Annotated in this window: 16 protein-coding genes; 7 read left to right on the top strand and 9 right to left on the bottom strand. The window is 59.1% G+C overall.

Features of this window, described 5'->3' with window-relative positions; genetic code table 11:
• The first annotated feature begins 206 nt into the window (after nucleotides 1-206).
• Both RTCIAT899_RS19925 and RTCIAT899_RS33170 read left to right on the top strand, forming a co-directional pair.
• A protein-coding gene (locus RTCIAT899_RS19925; RefSeq protein WP_240535457.1) for an IS5-like element ISRtr4 family transposase occupies nucleotides 207-1039 on the top strand; the annotation gives its coding sequence in 2 pieces (ribosomal slippage) (nucleotides 207-519 and nucleotides 519-1039; 834 coding nt in all).
• Nucleotides 1026-1655, top strand: coding sequence for a hypothetical protein (locus RTCIAT899_RS33170; RefSeq protein WP_135488308.1), 630 nt, complete (start codon nucleotides 1026-1028; stop codon nucleotides 1653-1655). The genes RTCIAT899_RS19925 and RTCIAT899_RS33170 overlap by 14 nt, the downstream gene beginning before the upstream one ends.
• 226 nt (nucleotides 1656-1881) lie before the next feature.
• Here RTCIAT899_RS33170 and RTCIAT899_RS19920 read toward each other — a convergent pair whose 3' ends face one another.
• Nucleotides 1882-2919: an IS110 family RNA-guided transposase gene (locus RTCIAT899_RS19920; RefSeq protein ID WP_004119987.1), complete on the bottom strand. Its 1038-nt coding sequence runs from the start codon at nucleotides 2917-2919 to the stop codon at nucleotides 1882-1884.
• Nucleotides 2920-3505: 586 nt separating this feature from the next.
• Here RTCIAT899_RS19920 and RTCIAT899_RS19905 point away from each other — a divergent pair.
• Both RTCIAT899_RS19905 and RTCIAT899_RS19900 read left to right on the top strand, forming a co-directional pair.
• A complete protein-coding gene (locus RTCIAT899_RS19905) occupies nucleotides 3506-4621 on the top strand; it encodes an IS630 family transposase (RefSeq protein WP_015341970.1) in 1116 nt (371 codons plus the stop codon).
• 17 nt (nucleotides 4622-4638) lie between these two features.
• A complete protein-coding gene (locus RTCIAT899_RS19900; RefSeq protein WP_240535456.1) occupies nucleotides 4639-5586 on the top strand; it encodes a hypothetical protein in 948 nt (315 codons plus the stop codon).
• A gap of 613 nt (nucleotides 5587-6199) precedes the next feature.
• Here RTCIAT899_RS19900 and ssuD read toward each other — a convergent pair.
• From ssuD to RTCIAT899_RS19875, 6 genes are all read right to left on the bottom strand, one after another.
• Complete coding sequence (gene ssuD, locus RTCIAT899_RS19895) at nucleotides 6200-7369, bottom strand: FMNH2-dependent alkanesulfonate monooxygenase (RefSeq protein ID WP_004119972.1); 1170 nt, start codon at nucleotides 7367-7369, stop codon at nucleotides 6200-6202.
• Nucleotides 7370-7582: 213 nt separating this feature from the next.
• A complete protein-coding gene (locus RTCIAT899_RS33160) occupies nucleotides 7583-8032 on the bottom strand; it encodes an FAD/NAD(P)-binding protein (protein ID WP_135488289.1) in 450 nt (149 codons plus the stop codon).
• 586 nt (nucleotides 8033-8618) lie between these two features.
• Complete coding sequence (locus tag RTCIAT899_RS34590; protein ID WP_157385366.1) at nucleotides 8619-8762, bottom strand: FAD/NAD(P)-binding protein; 144 nt, start codon at nucleotides 8760-8762, stop codon at nucleotides 8619-8621.
• 64 nt (nucleotides 8763-8826) lie between these two features.
• Nucleotides 8827-10089: an SfnB family sulfur acquisition oxidoreductase gene (locus tag RTCIAT899_RS19885; protein WP_004119965.1), complete on the bottom strand. Its 1263-nt coding sequence runs from the start codon at nucleotides 10087-10089 to the stop codon at nucleotides 8827-8829.
• A gap of 7 nt (nucleotides 10090-10096) precedes the next feature.
• Nucleotides 10097-11365: an SfnB family sulfur acquisition oxidoreductase gene (locus RTCIAT899_RS19880; RefSeq protein ID WP_004119961.1), complete on the bottom strand. Its 1269-nt coding sequence runs from the start codon at nucleotides 11363-11365 to the stop codon at nucleotides 10097-10099.
• 27 nt (nucleotides 11366-11392) lie between these two features.
• Complete coding sequence (locus tag RTCIAT899_RS19875; protein ID WP_004119959.1) at nucleotides 11393-12802, bottom strand: LLM class flavin-dependent oxidoreductase; 1410 nt, start codon at nucleotides 12800-12802, stop codon at nucleotides 11393-11395.
• A gap of 383 nt (nucleotides 12803-13185) precedes the next feature.
• On the opposite strand from RTCIAT899_RS19875, the gene RTCIAT899_RS19870 reads away from it, so the two are divergent.
• The 3 genes from RTCIAT899_RS19870 (at nucleotide 13186) to RTCIAT899_RS19860 (ending at nucleotide 16394) form a co-directional block, all read left to right on the top strand.
• Nucleotides 13186-14526 (top strand): ABC transporter substrate-binding protein, encoded by a 1341-nt coding sequence (locus tag RTCIAT899_RS19870; RefSeq protein WP_004119956.1) that lies wholly within the window; start codon nucleotides 13186-13188, stop codon nucleotides 14524-14526.
• 114 nt (nucleotides 14527-14640) lie between these two features.
• Nucleotides 14641-15582: a carbohydrate ABC transporter permease gene (locus RTCIAT899_RS19865; protein WP_015341969.1), complete on the top strand. Its 942-nt coding sequence runs from the start codon at nucleotides 14641-14643 to the stop codon at nucleotides 15580-15582.
• Nucleotides 15579-16394 (top strand): carbohydrate ABC transporter permease, encoded by an 816-nt coding sequence (locus tag RTCIAT899_RS19860; RefSeq protein ID WP_004119950.1) that lies wholly within the window; start codon nucleotides 15579-15581, stop codon nucleotides 16392-16394. The genes RTCIAT899_RS19865 and RTCIAT899_RS19860 overlap by 4 nt, the downstream gene beginning before the upstream one ends.
• A 508-nt stretch (nucleotides 16395-16902) precedes the next feature.
• Here the strand turns inward: RTCIAT899_RS19860 and RTCIAT899_RS32155 are convergent.
• Both RTCIAT899_RS32155 and RTCIAT899_RS19855 read right to left on the bottom strand, forming a co-directional pair.
• Nucleotides 16903-17118 carry a response regulator transcription factor gene (locus tag RTCIAT899_RS32155; protein ID WP_240535459.1) on the bottom strand — a complete coding sequence of 72 codons (216 nt, stop codon included), beginning with the start codon at nucleotides 17116-17118 and terminating at the stop codon, nucleotides 16903-16905.
• A 703-nt stretch (nucleotides 17119-17821) separates the two neighbouring features.
• Nucleotides 17822-19069, bottom strand: a complete 1248-nt coding sequence (locus RTCIAT899_RS19855; protein WP_004119945.1) for an SfnB family sulfur acquisition oxidoreductase — start codon at nucleotides 19067-19069, stop codon at nucleotides 17822-17824.
• Between the last annotated feature and the right edge of the window lie 19 nt (nucleotides 19070-19088).

Below are 19088 nucleotides of genomic sequence, written 5' to 3'. Positions count from 1 at the left end.
TCGAACATCGTTATCAAAGAAGACGAATTGGCCGGTCTGCCGAATTTTCGCAATATGGTGAGACCTCAATGCAACGACGCCTGCTCAGACACGCGCAGTTCATTCACGGCTGCATCGGCGATCTCTCAGAGGCTGCCTCAAAAAGAGGTGGGTGATTTCAGCAGGTTATGATTCCTTCGGATTTGCGAGATTCGATGGAGAACACGATGGCCTGGACCAAAATCACCCGCCGGCAATATGCCCGGCGAACGGCACGCTACGCAAGCGATATGACGGATCGGGAATGGGGTCTGGTTCAGCCTTTCCTGCCAATGCCGCGCCGCTTGGGCCGCCCGCGGACCACGGATTTGCGAGAGGTGGTGAATGCCCTGCTTTACATCGCCACAACTGGTTGCCAATGGCGGATGCTGCCGAAGGATTTTCCACCCTGCTCGACCGTCCAGCGCTATTTCTATGAATGGAGAGCGTTGGGACTTTGGCCACGCATCAACCATCGTCTCGTGATGGAAACGCGCGAGTTGAGGGCAAGGAGGCAAGCCCGACGGCCGGTGTGATCGATAGCCAGAGCGTCAAAACCACCGAAAGCGGCGGCATCCGGGGCTATGACGCGGGCAAGAAGACCAAAGGCCGCAAGCGCCATATCATCGTCGATACGCTCGGCCTGATGGTCGGTCTCATGGTGCACAGCGCCGACATCCAGGATCGCGACGGTGCTCCCGATCTCCTGAAATCCATCCGCCACAGGTGGCCATGGTTACTGCATGTCTTCGCCGATGGTGGCTATGCGGGCGATAAGTTGAAGCGGCGACTGAAAAAGATCGGGCGCTGGACGATCGAGATCATCAAGCGCTCAGACAAGGCGAAAGGCTTCGAGGTTCTGCCGCGTCGATGGGTGGTCGAACGGACCTTCGCCTGGCTTGGCAGATGCCGCAGATTGGCCAAAGACGTCGAACGCTCGATCGCATCAGCCGAAGCGTGGATCATGATCGCCCACATTCGTCTCATCACCAGACGGCTAGCAAGGTATGGATATCGTTGAACGCTTTTCGAATCCGACTCTCAGAGCCTACGCCGACCGTAAAGATCGTAAAAAAATATCAGTGCAGCCAGACGGCTGCGCTCGGTTCAGACGGGAATGCGTGCACAATATGCAAAGCGTCAGCGCAAGCGACGGCAACCCCGATCCGGTGTATTTTGCTCGGGGCGTGCTGCCAAGGTATTGCAAACAAGCGCTGTTCAAAGCAGGGAAATTCTTTGGACCTTTGCGCCGAAATTGTACCATGGTCTATATTGGTTTCAGTATTTTGAGAGCACCCATGGACAATCAGGCGCAACAGCCAAACCGCGAACATCACTTTTGCGTCTCAACTGCCAAGTTTCTGTTCCACCACCCTCAGCATGGCATTGTGGCTGCGCGTGATCCCATTAAGCTCGCGGACGCTAAGCAATATGGACTGAGTCCGATTTTGCTTTATGGCGTTGCTGTCGCCCGCCTGCCAATCCGCTGGCTGACATTCTCTACCGTTACCCATCGCAGAACATTTCGCGAAGTGTTGCTGACGGCATGGGGAAGCGCGCAGGGATCGCGTGGCTTGCCAGACATTCTCCGTGTGAACCGCTTCTGTAACGGGCTGTCCCGAGTCAATCCCTTTTGAGCTTAATCCCTCGCCGAGTGCTTGCTTCTGTCCGCAGTCGACGCCGGGGTCGCTGCTTTATGGGGTCTGCTGAGGACCGGCTGGCCAATCTAAGGACGCGCAGTCACCTCAGTGCTGCTTGCGGTTCATCGGCCTATCCGCTCCATCGTCCCGGCGAAGGGACCTTGCTCCGGTGGGCTGATGGTGGTGCCCGCCCGAAACCTTGTCTTGTTGTCTCGCTTCCTGCTCAGGCGGTCATGGCTGACGCCGCCTTGTGGGGAATGAAGTTGGTTTTATCCCTGAGCATGTGGTGCAACACCACCGCCAGCTTACGGGCCAGCGCAACACGCGCCTTTCTGGGTCCCGCACGTCTTGCAACCGCCAGCGCCCAGCTTTTGAGATCCGAACCCTTCACGGGGCGCGTCAGGATGACATTGGCCGCCTCGTAGAGCGCGGTTCGTACGCCCGCATCACCGATCTTCGAGATGCGGCCGCTATAATCGGTTTCGCCCGATTGATACTTCTTGGGCGTCAATCCGAAATGCGGCCCCACCGCTCGTGATGATCGGAAGCGCTCAGGCGCGTCAACAGCCGACACGAATGTCAGCGCCACCAGCACGCCAACGCCGGGCGTCGTCATCAGCCGACGTGCATTATCGTCCTGACGGGCCATGACACGCAGCTTTCGTTCAAAACCTGCAAATTCGTCCATAAGCGCGTCGCGCACCTTCAACAGTGAAACGGTGATCGCCTCCAAGGTCGGATGACCTTCAATCAGCTCGCGGATCCGTGCCGCATAGGTGCGCCGCGTGGTCGGCCCTACCTTGAGGCCGAAACCGCGCAGAATGCCCCGGAGGCTCATCTCGATGTCGTGAAGTTTTCCCTGGATGAGCTTGCGTGCGGTCAGCAGCGCTCGCACCTCCTGGGCCGGAAGAGATTTGCAGTGGACCGGCCTGAACCAGCCAAGCCGCATTAACTGCGCAATACCCCGTGCGTCCTTCTTGTCGGTCTTCACGGGCATCGTCTTGAAGGCCGCCCGCACGTGGCGCGTCTCGATCAGTTCGACCGCCAGATCCGCCTTCGCCATTTCCGCGTAAAGCCATTGCGACAAGGGGCCAGCCTCAAGACCAATTCGTTCCATCGCCGCGCCCTGCTCGCCAAACCAGGCGATCAGCGCATCGGGTTCACTGTGGACCTTTGCCTCGCGCACGATGCGGCCATCCGCATCCACCACGCACACACTCGAGTATTCCAACGAGACATCGATTCCGGCATACTGCTTCATGGTCGTCTCTCCGTGATGCTATGGAGCAGGCCACTCCTGACTCCGCGACACCATCATTGTGAGGGACGACCACCAAGCCTTCAAACTCGCCTGGCTGGGATCCGCCCGTTACACCATCTATCTTATGCAGGCCGATCCATCGCTGGCGGCGGATCTCACTAAAATCGGAATCCGACTTGAGGTTGCCGACACCACGGACAAAACGGTACCCGCATCGTTGCGCTCGGCCCAGGATGCTTCTAGTACCGTTCCGCAGAGATTCTGACGGGTTGAGCTATCGCAAGATTGGCAGCGCTTCGGGTTGTACGAGCAATTGAATGCTTCGCGCTTCTCCAGGCTGGCGTTGAATGAGACCGGCCTTTTCCAGGGTTATCACCATCTGGTGTACAGACGGTGCGGTCACCTCAAAGTGGCGACGCATGTCCGCTTCTGCCGGGGAGCGTTTGAAGATCCTGGTGTAGGCATAAATGAAGGCCAGGTATTGGCCCTGCAGCTGCGTGAACTGTGGCGCTCCGGCAGGAGGCTCTTTGCCAAACGTTTGATTCATTTGAGTTTAACCTGTGTTTCATCGCATCAGGAGGCTCAAATGAATATAAGATATCATGTGGAACTCAACCAGCTTGAACGTGAGCAACTGAACGCTCTTTTGAGCGGTGGCCGTCACTCGGCGCGCAGGCTCAAGCGTGCACAAATCCTGTTGGCGGCGAATGAGGGTGTGAGCGACGAGGTCATCGCTGCGACTTTGAATGTCAGCGGATCGACCATCTATCGCACCAAGCGCCGCCTGGTAGAGGCCAATCTCGAAGGCGCGTTGAGTGAGGAGCCACGGCCCGGCGTTGCCCGCAAACTATCAGCCAAGGAGGAAGCACTGCTGGTGGCGACGGCTTGCTCAACTCCGCCGCCCGGCCGGGCACGTTGGACGCTTGAGCTTCTGGCTGACGAGATGATCAAGCTGACCGATCACGCGCAGATCTCCTGCGAGACCGTGCGCCGAAGGCTTGGTGAAAATCATCTCAAGCCATGGCGAAAAGACATGTGGTGCATTCCCAAGGTCGACGGGGAATATGTCGCCCGAATGGAAGACGTCCTGGACCTGTATGCCGAAGCCCCAGACCCGCAAAGGCCGGTTGTCTGCTTTGACGAAAGCCCGGTCCAACTGATTGGCGAGGCGCGGGACCCCATTTCTGCAAAGCCGATGCAGCCCTTGCGCTACGATTGTGAATATCGCCGCAATGGCACCGTCAATCTTTTCGTTTTCTTGGACGCGCATCAGCCATGGCGGCGGGTGAAGGTCACCGATCGGCGCACCAACAAGGACTTCGCCGAGTGCATGCGCGAACTGGTCGACATTGACTATGCTGACGCAAAGACCATTCGTGTTGTTATGGACAATCTCTCTACCCATTCACCCGGCGCGCTATACGACGCGTTTCCTGCCGCCGAAGCCCGTCGTGTGCTCAAGCGGCTTGAATTCCACCACACGCCGAAACACGCAAGTTGGCTGAATATGGTCGAGATCGAGATTGGCGTTTTGAAAAGCCAATGCCTCGACCGCAGGATCGACGACAAACACAGGATGATTGCAGAGATCAATGCTTGGCAGCAGCAGAGAAACGCGCAAAGGGCACAAATCCAATGGATGTTCACCACCGAAAAAGCCCGTGAAAAACTCCACAAGGCCTATCCAGTCAAAGAGTCATAATCTCTGCGGAGGGGTACTTGAAGAAGCACGACCCGGTTGATCCGTCTCTGGCCGCGTCCGTCGAGGCCCTTTGCCGCGATGCACATAAGGATCACGACTGGAGGGCCGGCCGGGGTCCTCGCAGGCTCAGCAACCGAAAACTCGAGAACATCGAGCGGTGGCTGGAGTTGCCAATGCGCACCCCGCCATCCATTCCCCTCGAAGACGTCGATTGGGAAGTCGGTCCATGGCTGTCATCCTGGGAGATCTCGCTGCCGCCCGATCGGCCGCGTTATTTTCACCATGACAACTTATGCGGCAGAACCTGGCTGCTTTCGGGAGAGGAGCCATTAGGCGACATGGACGATGATGACGAGTTTCCAGCTTATGAAGAGCACGACAATACGGCGGAAATCGCCAAAAATCTGGTCGCCTGCTGGCCCAATCCGCCGAAAGAGATTGCGGCTACGGTCGGCGTTACCCTGCGACAACTCCAATGGTTTCTCTCGGAACGCTCCTCCCTGGACAGAACGGCCCGCTACGACCTTTCACGCCTGTTGGGCGTCGCGTATGACGAGCGGATGGGCGGCTACACTCCTTCGGGACCTTACGTCCTGATCGCCAGAAAAGCACAGGCGCTCGACGCGATCTATCAGGAGATTTCCGGCGCTGGTGATGCTTGTCCTTGTGAACTCGTTCCCGCGCAGGGAGAGGCAGATCCGAGCTGGCGATACGTCTTGATCAATGCATATGGAACGCCGCCGACCGTTGTCATGGCGCGCCGTGGCGAGGCAATCGCGGAGCGCCTTCCCGACCTGATCATGAACTACGAGGGCATTCGGCCGGTCTCCCCTACTTTTTACCGGGATGTGGTCACCACCTGCGCCCGCGCCTGCCAAACCCCTCAAGCGAATGTCCGGGAGATGACAGAATTCGCGAAACGGTATGAACGGCACTGGATTGATTGCGCGTGGCTACCGGATTGAATTTTCTGGTAGCACGTGAGCTCTGATGTTTGAGCGCGTTCGAACATACCAGCCTGGTTTCTTTGCACCCCTCCTTCCATAGGGAAAATGGAAGGTGCCGCTTTAACTCATCGTTTTCCGCGACCGTACAGCTCGATGTCAGCGACGGCGTCAGTCTTCCTTGCCTGGATGTTATCGCCATTTCCGTCAGCAAGGCGCTTTTGTGGCATACGGTCGAGGCCCGGTCTGGCAATCGAATCTACGACCTGGCCTGCCTTGGAGAAGAGGCAGCCCGGCTAGCGGCTGATCTCTACAGCTTCTTGAACCATCACCTCTTCGAATTGATCGGCTCAGACGTCGGTCATTTGAGCGAGGTGGACACGAGACTACAGTCTGTTGTCGAGGGTAGCCCGCAGGCAATATTTAGCGCAAGCCGACCTTTCCCATGCGATTTGGGGCGTTAGAGTCAATCACTCTTCTGAAACGGCCGTCTCCTCCTAAATAACGAGGTCTAATGAAAGATCCCAACGGGGCCCGTGGATCGACTTCTCCGCCCGCGTCGGTTTCTGGTTCGGCTCCCAGCGGCAGCCATTGTGCGCTCCTTCCAGACAGGAGGAGCTCGCCGGTAAATTCTTCAGGAGGCGGATGCGATCTTCACGTTTCCGCCATGTCCGCCTCCCCCAAAGACCCGGTGTTCGCCGAATGCGGAGCGGATCTGCCCATGAGGGCCGGGCAGGCCTATTTCGGGGAAGAGCAACTCGCAAACCCGGTAGGCTTCTTCCAGGTGCGGATAGCCGGAGGCGATGACGGTATCGATCCCGAGCTCCTGATATTCCCGGAGACGTTCCGCGATGGTCTTCGGAGATCCGACCAGTGCGGTCCCCGCACCCGTGCGGACGAGACCAATCCCCGCCCAGAGATTGGGAGAGACTTCGAGCTTTTCGCGGCGTCCCTGATGCAGGGCGACCATGCGCGCCTGGCCGACCGAATCCGAGCTCTTCGCGAACACTTCCTGCGCTGCGGCAATCGTTTCGTCGGAAAGCTTGGAAATCAGCCGGTCGGCCGCGGCCCAGGCCTCTTCATCGGTCTCGCGAACGATGAAGTGAAGACGGATGCCGAAGCTGACGTGCTTGCCCTTCGCCGCGGCGGCCTGGCGGACCTTGGCAATCTTCTCTGCCACTTGCGCCGGCGGTTCGCCCCAGGTCAGGTACTTGTCGGTGATACCGCCGGAAAACGCAATTGCAGCGTCGGACGATCCGCCGAAATAGAGCGGAGGGCGCGGTTCCTGTATAGGCGGCAGGCCAAGTCTCGCATCGATGGCCTTGATATACTTGCCGTCGAGGTTGGCCTTTCCGGTCTCGACCAGCGAGTTGAACACCTGGAAGAACTCGCCCGCATGATCGTAGCGTTCGTCATGCGGCAGGAAAATGCCGTCACCGGCGAGCTCCTGGGCACTGCCGCCGACCACGATGTTAATCAGCAGGCGGCCATTGGAAACGCGGTCGAGCGTCGCGGCAAGGCGCGCATAATAAGCCGGCGATGCCGTACCCGGCCGAATGGCCACCAGAAATTTCAGTCGCTCGGTATGGGCGGCGAGATCGGCGGCCAGAATGAAGGATTCTTCGCACGCCGCCCCCGTTGGGATAAGCACGCCGGAATATCCCAGCCGGTCGGCAGCCTTCGCGATTTCGCGGAAATAGGCGGGATCCGCCGGGCGGCTGAGATCGTCCGACCCCAGATACGCACCGTCACCGGACGAAGGGATGAACCAAAGAAAGTCGAGAGGCCTATCGATTACCGTCATTCCCATTCCTGTCAAAAGCGGCAGAACCGTTACAGATTTTCTCGATATTATTAAATTCTATAGTTTTCATAAGCAATTTTCTTCCAACTATCGTGCGGCTTTCGAAAAGATCGGTTCTCTTGCGGCGGTCTTAGTGACCGAAGTGATCAGTAAGTGTCTGTCTGATACGGTTCGCACCGAACACGGCGTGTTCGGTGACCTGGGGCAGACCCATCAGTTCACCAGAGGTTCCTCGGCCAAGGGGCCGGCAATGAGCACATTAGACACGGCTTCACTCCCTCGAGAGATCGAATGTGCTTTACCATTGCAGGCGATACCGAGCCACGTCGGGCAGGGCTGCAGGAGGCCGGCGACGCTAAGGTCGCGTAAAAAGTCCTGGCTCTCGAGAATAGCGCCATGCCCCGGCCCTGTTGTCACGACGATGGCCTCGACCATGATTTCCCGACTATCTCGCCTGTGCCGTTGTCGTAGGCTCACCTTGAAGCTGGAGCCGGTTCTCTCAACCGCCGCTACTGAAGCGGCGAGGATCTCAAGTTTGCCGCTGGAGAGCTCATCATTGATGACATCCTCCACCTGCGGCGGATGCGGAAGCGGTGGACGTCCCAGAACGGCCTGACATGGCGGGCGATCGGCCGGCGTTCGGCCATCGGCAAAGCGGCCCACACTTCTTGTCCCTGCAAGCGAACAGCATCGAGCACACAGTGCCAGGACAGTCCCTTGGCCTCAGCCTTCCTGTCCGCTGTGCGCACGTGCCGCAAGAGGCGGCTCGCCGTCATTGCGGGTTCCGTCACGAGATCGCCCAGCGCCTCCTGTCCGGCCGGCTGTGCCCGCGCGAACGAAGACCGCGCCGAGAGATGGATGATGTGGCCATAACGTCCGCGACGCTTCAGCGATGCCACGACGTCTGCCCGGTCCGTCCGTTCCCGATAATCAGCACATGGTCGGTCGCCGCGATGGGGCCAGCGCACCAGCGACCGTGACATCCATGACGAGTTTGCCGTCTCCGCGCAACGGCACGAGGACGTGGGCAAAGCCGGCGGCGGATGGCTGACGGCAAGGACCAGGAAATCGGCTCGAATCTCGGATCAGTCGGCAGCCTGCAAGCGATATTCCTGACCGTCTCGGCCAACTGTCTGGATTGTGGCTCGGCAGTGCACGATCCGACCCTCTGCGATCAAGGGGCGCAGTCGGGCAGCCACATAGTCACCGAAAACGGAACGCCAGGGATAAGGCAGGCCATCTCGACCGATCAGTCTTTCGTCGGCAACCTCGGTCGAACACTCTGCGAGCAGTTCAGGAAATCGTCGGGTCGCTCCGGAAAGAGTGTCATCTTACCTGCGGAGACGTTTATCCGGTGCGCAGGGTCGTTTGTACCATAGGCCAGACCCGTCACCGATATCAGAGCGCCAAGGCGATCTCATTCGGATCTCCACAGAATTCGATAGGTAATCTGAAAATCAGAGGGCGCCATGCCGCGGGGGCAGGATGCCATTCAGATAGAAGTTTCCGATATGGTGATATTTCCAGCGCACCGGATCATGCAGGGAATGCGTGCGGGCATTACGCCAAAAGCGGTCGAGCCCATAGCCTTCGAGCGTCGAGCGCGCACCACCGAACTCGATAAGCTTGGTGGCGGCAAGCTGTGCCACTTCCGTCCCGAGCGCCTTAACCTCCGCGACAGCAACGGATGCCTGCGCTACGCTCGCCGCCGTCGGTTCTGCGATGGCGCGGTCGATGATCCGCCCCGCCCTTTTGAGCAGCGCGTCGGCCGCATGCACTCTGATCGCGACGTCGCCGACGCCATGTATGGTGTGCGGATCCTCATAACCGTGCTCGATCGTCAGTTCAAAAAATGGCCGTGCATGGGCACGAACGTAGGAAATCGTCTCCGCGAGCGCCCCGCGCGCGATGCCGACTTGCACAGCAGCATGGATTATCTGCGCAAAAGGACCCATCGGCGTCGGCTGTTCGAAGCTTCCATCATGGTCAACGATCTGAAACGGCGCCACCTCGACGTCGTCGAAGGTGACGGTCCCGCTCCCTGTCGAACGCTGCCCGAAGGACGACCAGTCGTCGACGAAGCCGAGCCCCGGAGCAGCCCGGTCCATGAAGACCAAATGGACGCGGCCATTCGGTCCCTTCGCCACAGCGACGACGATATGGGCGAACAGTGAGCCGGTCGCGTAAAACTTCTGGCCGTTCAGATAGAGTTTTCCGTCGCGCTCGGCGAAATGCGTCTTAAAGTCGACCGGCGTCTTCGTGCCGATCTCTGTGAAGGCGTTGCCAAGACGGTCACCCTGCAGCACGCCCCGGAAATAGTGCTGCTTCTGCTCCTCGCTGCCGGTCAGTCGCAGCGCCTCTACCATGTAGAAATGATTTTGCGGGATCTGCCCGATTGAAGAGTCCGCAGCCGAGATGATGGCGGTGACCTCGGCCAGCGTCACCGCAGAGACGCCGGCGCCGCCATATTCCTTCGGGATGGTGATTGCCCAGAGACCGCTTTGCGAGAAGCGGTCGATCTCCGCAAGCGGAAGGCGTCGTTCGCGGTCGCGCTGAGCGGCACCGACCGCGAATTCAAGCGCAAGGTCCGTCGCGATCTGGATGGCCTCCGCATCATCGCGGATGACATGGGCCAGGCCCCCGCGCGCGGCTATGCGCGGCGCGGGACGGCCGGCGGTGAGCGCTGCATCCCGGTGCAGCTTGCGATCATTTGTGCTCATCTTGGGGTCAGTTCCAGGCGTGGCGCGGCGGGTGGACGCGGTTCAGATAATAATTGCCGACATGGTAGAACTTCCAGCGCACTGGATCATGCAGCGTATGGACGCGGGCATTGCGCCAGTGGCGGTCAAGTCCGTGCTCGGCGAGGGTCGAGCGGGTTCCTGCAAGTTCGAACAGCTTGTTCGTTGACAGGATCGCAATCTCCGTCGTCAGAACCTTGGACTCGCCTGTCTTGATCGTTGCTTCCGAGACCGTCTCCAGCGTCGGATTGGCGCGCGCCACATCGATGGCGTGCCCGGCGATCTCTAGCAGCGCTTCGGCCGCATGCAGCTTGATCTTCAGGTCGCCGATCTGGGCAATGGTGAAGAGGTCTTCGCCGGCGGTCGCCTTGCCGCTGTCGATCCAAGGCCGGCTATACTTGCTGACGAACTCGATCGTATCGTCGATCGTGCCCCGGGCGATGCCGACATCGATCGCCGACTGGATGATCTGCGAGACAGGGCCGCCGACTGTCGGATGGTCGAAAGAGGTGACCTTCAGCGCCCGAGCCTTAGGCACGCGCACGTTTTCGATCTTAACCGAACCCGACGCGGTGGTGCGCTGACCGAAGCTCGACCAGTTGTTGGTGACGGTGAGACCGGGGGCGTCGCGGTCGGCAAAGACGAGATAGCCCTGGCCAGTCTCGTCGACGCCGACGATCGGCACGATATGGGCAAGGAGCGCGCCAGTCGTGTAGAATTTCTCTCCGTTGACGACCACGTCGTCGCCATCATGAACGACCTTGGTCTCGAAATCGGCGACGGTCTTGCTCTTCAGTTCGGAGAAGGCGTTGCCGTAACGGATCCCTTCGAGCGCCCAGCCGAAGAACAGTTTCTTCTGCCCTTCCGTGCCGTCGAGATCGACGGTCGCGACGATCGCCAGATGGTTCTGAGTGATCTGCGCGATGGCCGGATCGGCCGCAGCGATGATGGCGATCACCTTTGCGAGCGTGGCATAGGAGACTTCCGGACCGCCATAAGCTTTCGGCACGTTGATGCTCCAGAGACCGCTTTGCGAATACGCGTCGAGCTCGGCGATCGGAAGCAGTCCCTCCCGGTCACGCAGCGCCGCCCCGACCTTGAAGCTCGCGGCCAGCTTCTCGGCTATCTGGATAGCCTCCTCTTCGCTCCTGATCACATGCGCCGGCTTGACCGGGCGCGGACGGGGCGACAATGGGTCTGTTGAATTGACGCGCGGATGGACGCTGTGATCAATCTTGGTCTCGGTGATGCTTCCCATAAGGAAAAACCTCGTCGGTTAAGGACCTCAGCTGGCATTGGCCAGCGTAATTGCCTGGTTGCGTTTGAAGGATTCGATGTCGCGGTAACGGTCGGCCGGATGGGCCTTGGGCAAATGGGGTCCCTCGCCGAACAGCTTCTCCCGCAGCGTTCCGGGGCGATAGCCGGTCGGATAGACCCCGCGCTTCTGTAGTTCCGGCACCAGATAGCCGACGATATCCTCAAAGGTCTCGGGAGTTACGGCATAGGCGAGGTTGAAGCCGTCAACGTCGGTCTCCTCAACCCAGGCCTGCAGCTCGTCGGCTATGGTGGAGGGCGATCCCACGACCACCGGTCCCATACCGCCGATACCGCCCCATTCGGCGAGCTCCCTGATCGTCCAGCGCTTATTCGGATCGCCTTCCGAAAGGCTCTCGATCGCCGAGTGGATGGCGTTGGTCTCGACCTTGCGCACGAGGTCGTCCGGTGCGTAGCGCGAAAAGTCGACGCCTGTCCAGCCGGACATGAAAACCAGCGAGCCATCATAGGAAACGTAATCGAGATAGTCGCGGAATTTGGCGCGCGCCTTCTCGTCGGTTTCGTCCACGATGACGGTCATCAGATTGTAGATGCGGAACTTCGACGCATCGCGCCCGACGGTCGCCGCCCGCAGCCGGACATCACGCACATAGTTCTTCAGAATGGTCCTGGTCTGTGCCGCAACGAAGACGCATTCTGCATGCTCCGCCGCGAATTGCTTGCCCGGCCCGGAAGCACCGGCCTGATAGAGCACCGGGGTACGCTGCGGCGACGGCTCGGTCAGGGCGTAGCCCGGCACTTCGAAGAAGCGGCCCTTATGGCCGATCTCGTGCACCTTCGACGGATCGGTAAAGATGCGTTTCTCGCGGTCGCGCAGTACGGCACCTTCTTCCCAGGAACCCTCAAGGAGCTTGTAGATGACCTCGAGATATTCGCTCGCCACTTCGTAGCGGTTATCATGCGCACGCAATCCGCCTTGTCCAATGTTCTTGGCACCGCTCTCCAGATAGGAGGTCACGATATTCCAGCCGACGCGCCCCTTTGTCAGGTGGTCGGCGGTGGCCAGACGCCGTGCGAAGGGATAGGGGTGCTCAAACGAGATCGAGGCGGTGATGCCGATGCCGAGATGTTCGGTGGCTAGCGCAATCGGGACCGCGAGTTGGATCGGATCATTAACCGGAATCTGCGCCGCCTGTTGGATGGCGTGGTAGTTGTTGCCCTTGTAGACGTCGTAGTAGCCGATCACGTCAGCGATGAAGATGCCATCGAAGACCCCCTTTTCGAGCGTCCTCGCAAGACCTTGCCAGTAGTCCAGATCCTTGTATTTCCAGGATCTGTCCCGGGGATGCGCCCAAAGCCCGGGCGACTGGTGACCCACGCAGTTCATGTCGAAGGCGTTGAAATGTATCTGCTTGGTCATTCCTCGATCCCATCCGAATTTCAGGCTTGGCCCCGAAGCATCCAGACACTGCACATATTTAACAGTTATTATATGTTTTTTATAGACTATTTCGTGGAATTTTTTTCTCGGAGTTTGATGGGCAGTGAATGGCTCTCGTCTCGGTTATCGCGCTGATCGGCCTTATTTGACAGCATCCGCTCGTGCGTCGCCACTTCGGCTCTAGCCGCTCGAAGCGTCGCGCCGAAAAGAAATTCTATGTTTTTTGTGTACTTTAAATTCCTGTTGGTTAACGGCAGGAGTTATCTGGCGAATGATCCCCCAAAGGCCGACGCGGGTGCCACACGGAATACCGCTCCGTGGTCATTCCTGCGGCCCGCACCATCGCAACCGAGGATCAATTCATGTCCGACCCCATCATCGACCAAGCATATCGCCGCCGCACGGTCTTGAAGACCATGCTGGCATCAGGAGCGCTTCCTCTTCTCTCATCGGGCGTCTTGTCCTCCGCCCTGGCCGCAGGCAATCGGTTCGCCGGACACACCCTCAATCTCCTGATCATTCAGCCGCATGTCGTCACAGGCAAGAAGATCTCCGAGGATTTCGAGAAGCTTACGGGTGCGAGGGTCAACGTAACCGCCGTTCCCTACGACCAGGTCAGCGTCAAGGCGACCCTCGACTTTCAATCTGGAGCCGGTGAATTCGACGTCATCGACTATTTCTATACCTACAAGGGCCAGTTGGCCGAGGACGGCGTGATCGAGGACGTCACTGACTTGATCGAGAAAGACAAGGCGGAAATCCAACCCGACGACTTCATCCAGACGATCTATGACCAGTACACGCTGCATGAAGGCCGTCGCTATGGCCTGCCTTATGACGGCGACAGCCACCTTCTGTTCTACAACAAGGAACTCTTCGATCGTTATGGCCTCAAGCCAGCAACGACCTGGGACGAATACAATGAAAACGCCAAGATCATCACCGACGCGGAATCCAAGAACGGTATCTACGGTGCTGCAGTCCTGGGCGCGAAGATCCCGGTGATCATCCTGTCGACCTATGCCAACCGCCTCACCGGCTTTGGCGGCAACTTCCTGAAAGCAGACGGCACCTCGGCCCTCGACAGCGCCGAAGCCGTGGAGGCGCTGAAGTCGCTCCTCGCATCCGCACCGCATGCATTGCCGACGCCGCTCGAGACGCGCTTCGAGGAAGGTCTACCCGCCTTCCTCAGCGGTAAGGCCGCCCAGATCGACTTTTGGACTGACCTCGGCGGCTACGCCCAGGATCCCAAGGGCTCGAAGATCGTCGACAAGTGGGGCGTCACCCGCATTCCAGTCGGTGGCGCCAACAAGACACCGCGTCTTGCCTTCAACGCCGGTTTCGGCTTCGCAATCACCAGCGGGTCGAAGAACAAGGACGTCGCCTGGGAACTGATCAAGCTCGCGACCAGCAAGGGCTACCACGAACAACTGCTCACGCTGACCGGCTCCGGTATCGATCCCGACCGTCACTCCGGCCTTAACTCCGAAAAGTTCAAGGCCTTCCAGCCGCTCGTCCAGCCGCTGCTGGCAGACGGTGCACTTGAAAACAGCCTCGCCTGGCCCACGGCCGTTTATGCCCCGAAGCTGGAAAACGCGCTGACCGATGAACTCTCCCTCGCCCTTGCCGGGACCAAAAGTGCCGAACAGGCGATCGCCGATGCCCATAAGTCCTGGACGAACATCATCGAAGCCAATGGCTGATCATTGAGCCCCGGCCCACCTGCGGACGTCGTACACCAGTCCCAAAGGCGTGGCTCGCGGCCGAGGGGGCACGCCTTTCCAGAGAAGAACGACGAAGACCACAGGCACGATGACATGACTGCGATCGATTTCCCCCCCGCTCGAAGACGCGCCGCCTCAACGACGGCAGATCACGGTATTTCGGCACACCGGGTCATCGGTTGGCTGTGGATCTCTCCGATCTTGCTCGGGCTCGCCTCGACCCTGGTCTATCCCACACTCTTCCTGGTGGCCCTTGCGCTCAGCAAAAGCACGCTCGGGAAACCCTTCCGCAGCTTTGTCGGATTGCGACATGTGCGGGACGTCCTCCAGGATCCGCTGTTTGTGACCTCTCTGACCAAGAGCATCGCCTATGCTTTCATCACGGCGAGTACCCAGCTGGCTATCGGCTTTTTGATCGCCTTGCTCTTCAGCCAGCTCCTGAAGGCCGGACGGTTCCTGGTAAGCCTGATCCTGCTGCCGCTCATGACGCCGCCGGTGATGGTGGGAGTCGCATGGAAGTTGATCCTCGCGCCGGCCGGAGGGCTCCTGAACGGGGTGCTCCTGAACCTTGGCATTGTCGACGCGCCCGTAAGCTTCCTGGGCGATCCTGTCTTTGCCTGGTTCGCGATCGCGGTTGCCGATGTCTGGCAATGGACGCCCTTCGTCGTCATCCTTAGCTTCGCCGCCCTTTCGACCATTCCCGAAGGCGTCCACGAGGCATCGATCATTGATGGAGCATCACCTCTGCAACGCTTCTGGCACATCACGCTTCCGCTCGTGGCGGCGCCGCTCTCCTCAATCTATCTCCTGAAGCTCATTCTCTCCTTCAAGGTCTTCGACCTCGTCTATGTCCTGACGTTCGGCGGTCCGGGCTTTGCCACTACGACGACCGGCTTCTCCATCTATCGCCGCGCATTGGAACAGTTCGATGTCGCCCGCGCCGCCGCCGAGACCCTGATCTATAGTCTGGTAATTGGCGCAGTGCTCTGGCCCGTCATCCGCATTCACCAGCATCTCGAGAGGAAAGACGCATGAAGATCAACCGCTCCGACATTCTGCTCGTTGCCGCGACCGCGCCGATCTTCATCTTCTTCACTCTGCCGATCGCGTATCTCATCTCGGTTTCTTTCAAGACCAAAGACGACGTGCTGAGCGGGCACTTCCTGCCGACAAGCCCGACGCTCGACAATTGGCCGGCCGCCTTCGAGGCTGCCTGTCTTTCAGGATTCATAGCCAACTCCGTTGCCGTATCGCTGCTCGCCGGCGCCCTGACGTTGCTGCTCACCCTCCCCGCCGCCTACGCCGTGCTGCGACTCGGCATCGGTGGCAAGTGGCTCGGTGATCTCACTCTGTCGAGCTACATGGCGCCACCGATCGTGGCTCTGATTCCCCTGTTCTATCTTCTCAAGGCAACCGGGCTCCTCAACACGCATGCCGGACTTGTGATGCTCTACGGCTTTGCCAATATTCCCGTCGCCTTCTGGCTTCTCACGCCTTTTCTCCGGCGCATGCCGCTGGAGATTGAACAGGCGGCAGCAGTCGACGGAGCCGGCCCCTTCCGGATCCTTGTCCATATCGTCGTGCCGATCATTGTGCCAGGCATCGTGGCGACGCTGATCATTGTCTCGGTCCTCGCCTATAACGAGTTCCTCTTTGCCTCCGCCTTCACCTTTTCCGACGAGACGCGCACGCTTCCCGTCGGCATCTCGCTCTTCCAGGGGGATCGGCTGGTCAATTTCGGACAGATGGCGGCTGCTTCTCTCGCGGGCATCGCACCAGTCTATCTGGTGGCACTCTTCCTGCAGCGTTATCTCGTTGCAGGTCTTGCCCATGGCGGCCTCAAATGACGACTGGACACGGTGCAAGCACGAGAATTCCGAGGAGTGGGCGGGATTGTTCCTCCGAGCCGTCACCCTCGCTAGAGAAGCTCGGGCGCATCCATACCCGCCTCAGTCTTATGACAAAGGGAGTGAACTGCTTCGTCGCCAGATCCGAGGCGAGCATCTCGCATGCGTACCGGCGTGTTCTTTTCGCATACCTAAACCGCTTCCCGTGACAGTGATCCGCCCCCCGCGCAAGATCTCTTATTTAGCTTCGAACGAGTTCAGCAATATTGACCTCAAGCCCAACTTGATAGCCGCAAGATAGTTTCATAAGTCGGGGAGACCTGCCCATTTCTCGATTCGATAAGGCAGAAGTTAATATACCCGCCCCCCGCCGGAGGGGGTTTAAGGCGAGCTCCGCCTGCGTTCTGAGCTTCTGACCTGCTGGTGCGATGGGAAGATATTTCTCGTTCATCGACCCTCTACTCGAATTCCGGTTAGTCCTGCACTTCCCGATGCGAATTACAGATTCCTAATGCCATCCAATGATTCCGAGCTCAACAGCTTTCAATGCAGCAGCCATTCTGCTGCTGCAGTTTAGCTTTCGCATGGCATTCCTAAGATGAAAATTTACCGTGTGCTCCGATATGCTCAATGTCTTCCCGATCGCCCACGATGATTTACCTTTCGCAGTCCATGCGAGGCATGCTTTTTCGCGGTTTGAGATGGCTGGATATTCCGTGTTCATGGCCGAGTTTTGCATCGTGCGGTTCCTAGGTGGAGTCTTGAGCCGGCGAGAGGTTCGGAAGGGACAATGCGCTTGTCACCGTGATCGATCCCAAAGCGAGACTCAAGAACCGTGCCAAATCGTCAACTGTGGCGCCAAATGCGCTAGAACCTCAGTGGCGGGGCCGGTAAGTGTCAATAAAAATCGGTTTCGATGGCGAGATGAGCAATCTCTGAACCGACTCACGACAGCGACTGTCGGTTGAACCGGCCGCCTGACCAAAGTACCCCCTTAAAAAGGAGAGCCTTTCGTGTCGAAGGGCCGGATGTCGCAGCGAAAGCGCTGGCGATCTCGCAACAGCCGGCGGCCGTCATCATTCATATCACCGCCGCCAAGCCTGACGGGGCAGCCGCCGGCAACTGTTTAGGCAAGCCGAGGTTGGCATGGAGCGTCTCTTCTCCGCCTTCGGTGCGGATACACGCCCCGCTCCTGCAAAAGCGGCACGACCTTTCCGACGAATTCGTCAAAGCCGCCAGGAGGTAAATGCGGCGCGAAGACGAATCCATGCGCGCCATCGGCTGCTCCGGCTTTTGATAATGCAGATCATATTGGCTTATTCGTCAACGCCTCCGACATATGTTTGGCAGAGGCCGCATTTGGTTCACTTTGCCACGAACCTTGAGGTCTCTCACGCCGTGACGGCGCAAGAGACTTTTGCGGATCGTCAACTCCACGCATGCAGCGGGGGATTTTCGCCATTCAGGAAATATCTTCCAAGAATGGCGTATTTCCAGCGCACGGGGTCATGGAGCGTATGGGTGCGCGCATTGCGCCAATGGCGATCGAGGTTGTGCTCGGCGAGTGTTGAGCGAGTGCCTGCGAGTTCGAACAGCTTGTTGGTCGCAGCAATCGCGATTTCGGTCGATAGGATCTTGGCCTCGGCCGTGACGATCTGCGCTTCGGCGACCGTCTCCGCATTGGGGTTCAGTACGGCGCGGTCGATTGCATAGCCGGCTTTTTCCAAAAGCGCTTGCGCGGCATGCAGGCGCAGCGTCAGGTCGCCGACGGCCTGGATTGTATAGGGATCCTCCCAGGCATGATCCTGGCCGCTATCCACCCATGCCCGGCTCTTGGTGCGCACGAAGGCGACCGTCTCGTCAATGGCGGCCTGTGCGATACCGGTGTCGACGGCAACCTGGATGATCTGGAAGATCGCACCATCTGCGCTCGGCACTTCATAGCCCTTGTATCCAGGCACGAGATGGGTCTTCGGCACCTTGACGTTGTCGAGCAGCACGGTGCCGGACAGCGTCGTGCGCTGCCCGAACGAGGACCAGTCATCGATGACGGTGAGCCCCCGCGCATCCCGCTCGGCAATCGCATACCAGGCCCGCCCTTCGTCATCGAGCGCGACGATCGGCACAAGATGCGCGAGCAGAGCGCCGGAGGAATAGAACTTGCGCCCGTTGACGACAACGTGGTCGCCGGCATCGCTGAAGCGCGTTTCGAAATCGACCGCCCGTTTGGAACCGAATTCCGAAAAAGCGTTGCCGAAACGGGTGCCTTTCAGCACCTCGGCAAACAGGAGTTTCTGCTGGGCGACATCCGATACAGTCCGGATGGCAGCGACGACCCCCAGATGGTTCTGGGCGATCTGACCGATCGATGAATCCGCCGCCGATATGATTTCGATGACCTTTGCAAGCGTGGCGTACGAAACCTCCGGGCCGCCGAAGGCCTTTGGCACATTGATCGACCATAGGCCGCTTTGCGAAAAGGCATCCAACTCGGCGACGGGCCAAATGCGTTCGCGATCGCGCTTGGCGGAGTCCTTCACGAATTCGGCCGCAAGCCGGCGGGCAACAGCGATTGCCTCGGCATCGTCCTTGATGACATGGGCGGGCTCAGCCGGACGAGGAACCGCCGGCACAGCCTTGACGGCATTTTCGGTATTGACCTGTGAGAGCGTCATGATGGATTCTCCTGGTTGA

The organism is Rhizobium tropici CIAT 899, from assembly GCF_000330885.1.
In the GTDB taxonomy this organism is placed as follows: Bacteria; Pseudomonadota; Alphaproteobacteria; order Rhizobiales; family Rhizobiaceae; genus Rhizobium; species Rhizobium tropici.
The sequence above is the reverse complement of the archived record's forward strand: the minus strand, read 5'-3'. Positions and strand labels throughout refer to the sequence as shown.

Bases quoted from the DNA above. Each gene is read 5' to 3' on its own strand.
- RTCIAT899_RS33170 (WP_135488308.1), top strand. From the start codon at position 1,026: ATGGATATCGTTGAACGCTTTTCGAATCCGACTCTCAGAGCCTACGCC.
- RTCIAT899_RS19920 (WP_004119987.1), bottom strand. From the start codon at position 2,919: ATGAAGCAGTATGCCGGAATCGATGTCTCGTTGGAATACTCGAGTGTG.
- RTCIAT899_RS19905 (WP_015341970.1), top strand. From the start codon at position 3,506: ATGAATATAAGATATCATGTGGAACTCAACCAGCTTGAACGTGAGCAA.
- ssuD (WP_004119972.1), bottom strand. From the start codon at position 7,369: ATGACGGTAATCGATAGGCCTCTCGACTTTCTTTGGTTCATCCCTTCG.
- RTCIAT899_RS19885 (WP_004119965.1), bottom strand. From the start codon at position 10,089: ATGAGCACAAATGATCGCAAGCTGCACCGGGATGCAGCGCTCACCGCC.
- RTCIAT899_RS19880 (WP_004119961.1), bottom strand. From the start codon at position 11,365: ATGGGAAGCATCACCGAGACCAAGATTGATCACAGCGTCCATCCGCGC.
- RTCIAT899_RS19875 (WP_004119959.1), bottom strand. From the start codon at position 12,802: ATGACCAAGCAGATACATTTCAACGCCTTCGACATGAACTGCGTGGGT.
- RTCIAT899_RS19870 (WP_004119956.1), top strand. From the start codon at position 13,186: ATGTCCGACCCCATCATCGACCAAGCATATCGCCGCCGCACGGTCTTG.
- RTCIAT899_RS19865 (WP_015341969.1), top strand. From the start codon at position 14,641: ATGACTGCGATCGATTTCCCCCCCGCTCGAAGACGCGCCGCCTCAACG.
- RTCIAT899_RS19860 (WP_004119950.1), top strand. From the start codon at position 15,579: ATGAAGATCAACCGCTCCGACATTCTGCTCGTTGCCGCGACCGCGCCG.
- RTCIAT899_RS32155 (WP_240535459.1), bottom strand. From the start codon at position 17,118: ATGAACACGGAATATCCAGCCATCTCAAACCGCGAAAAAGCATGCCTC.
- RTCIAT899_RS19855 (WP_004119945.1), bottom strand. From the start codon at position 19,069: ATGACGCTCTCACAGGTCAATACCGAAAATGCCGTCAAGGCTGTGCCG.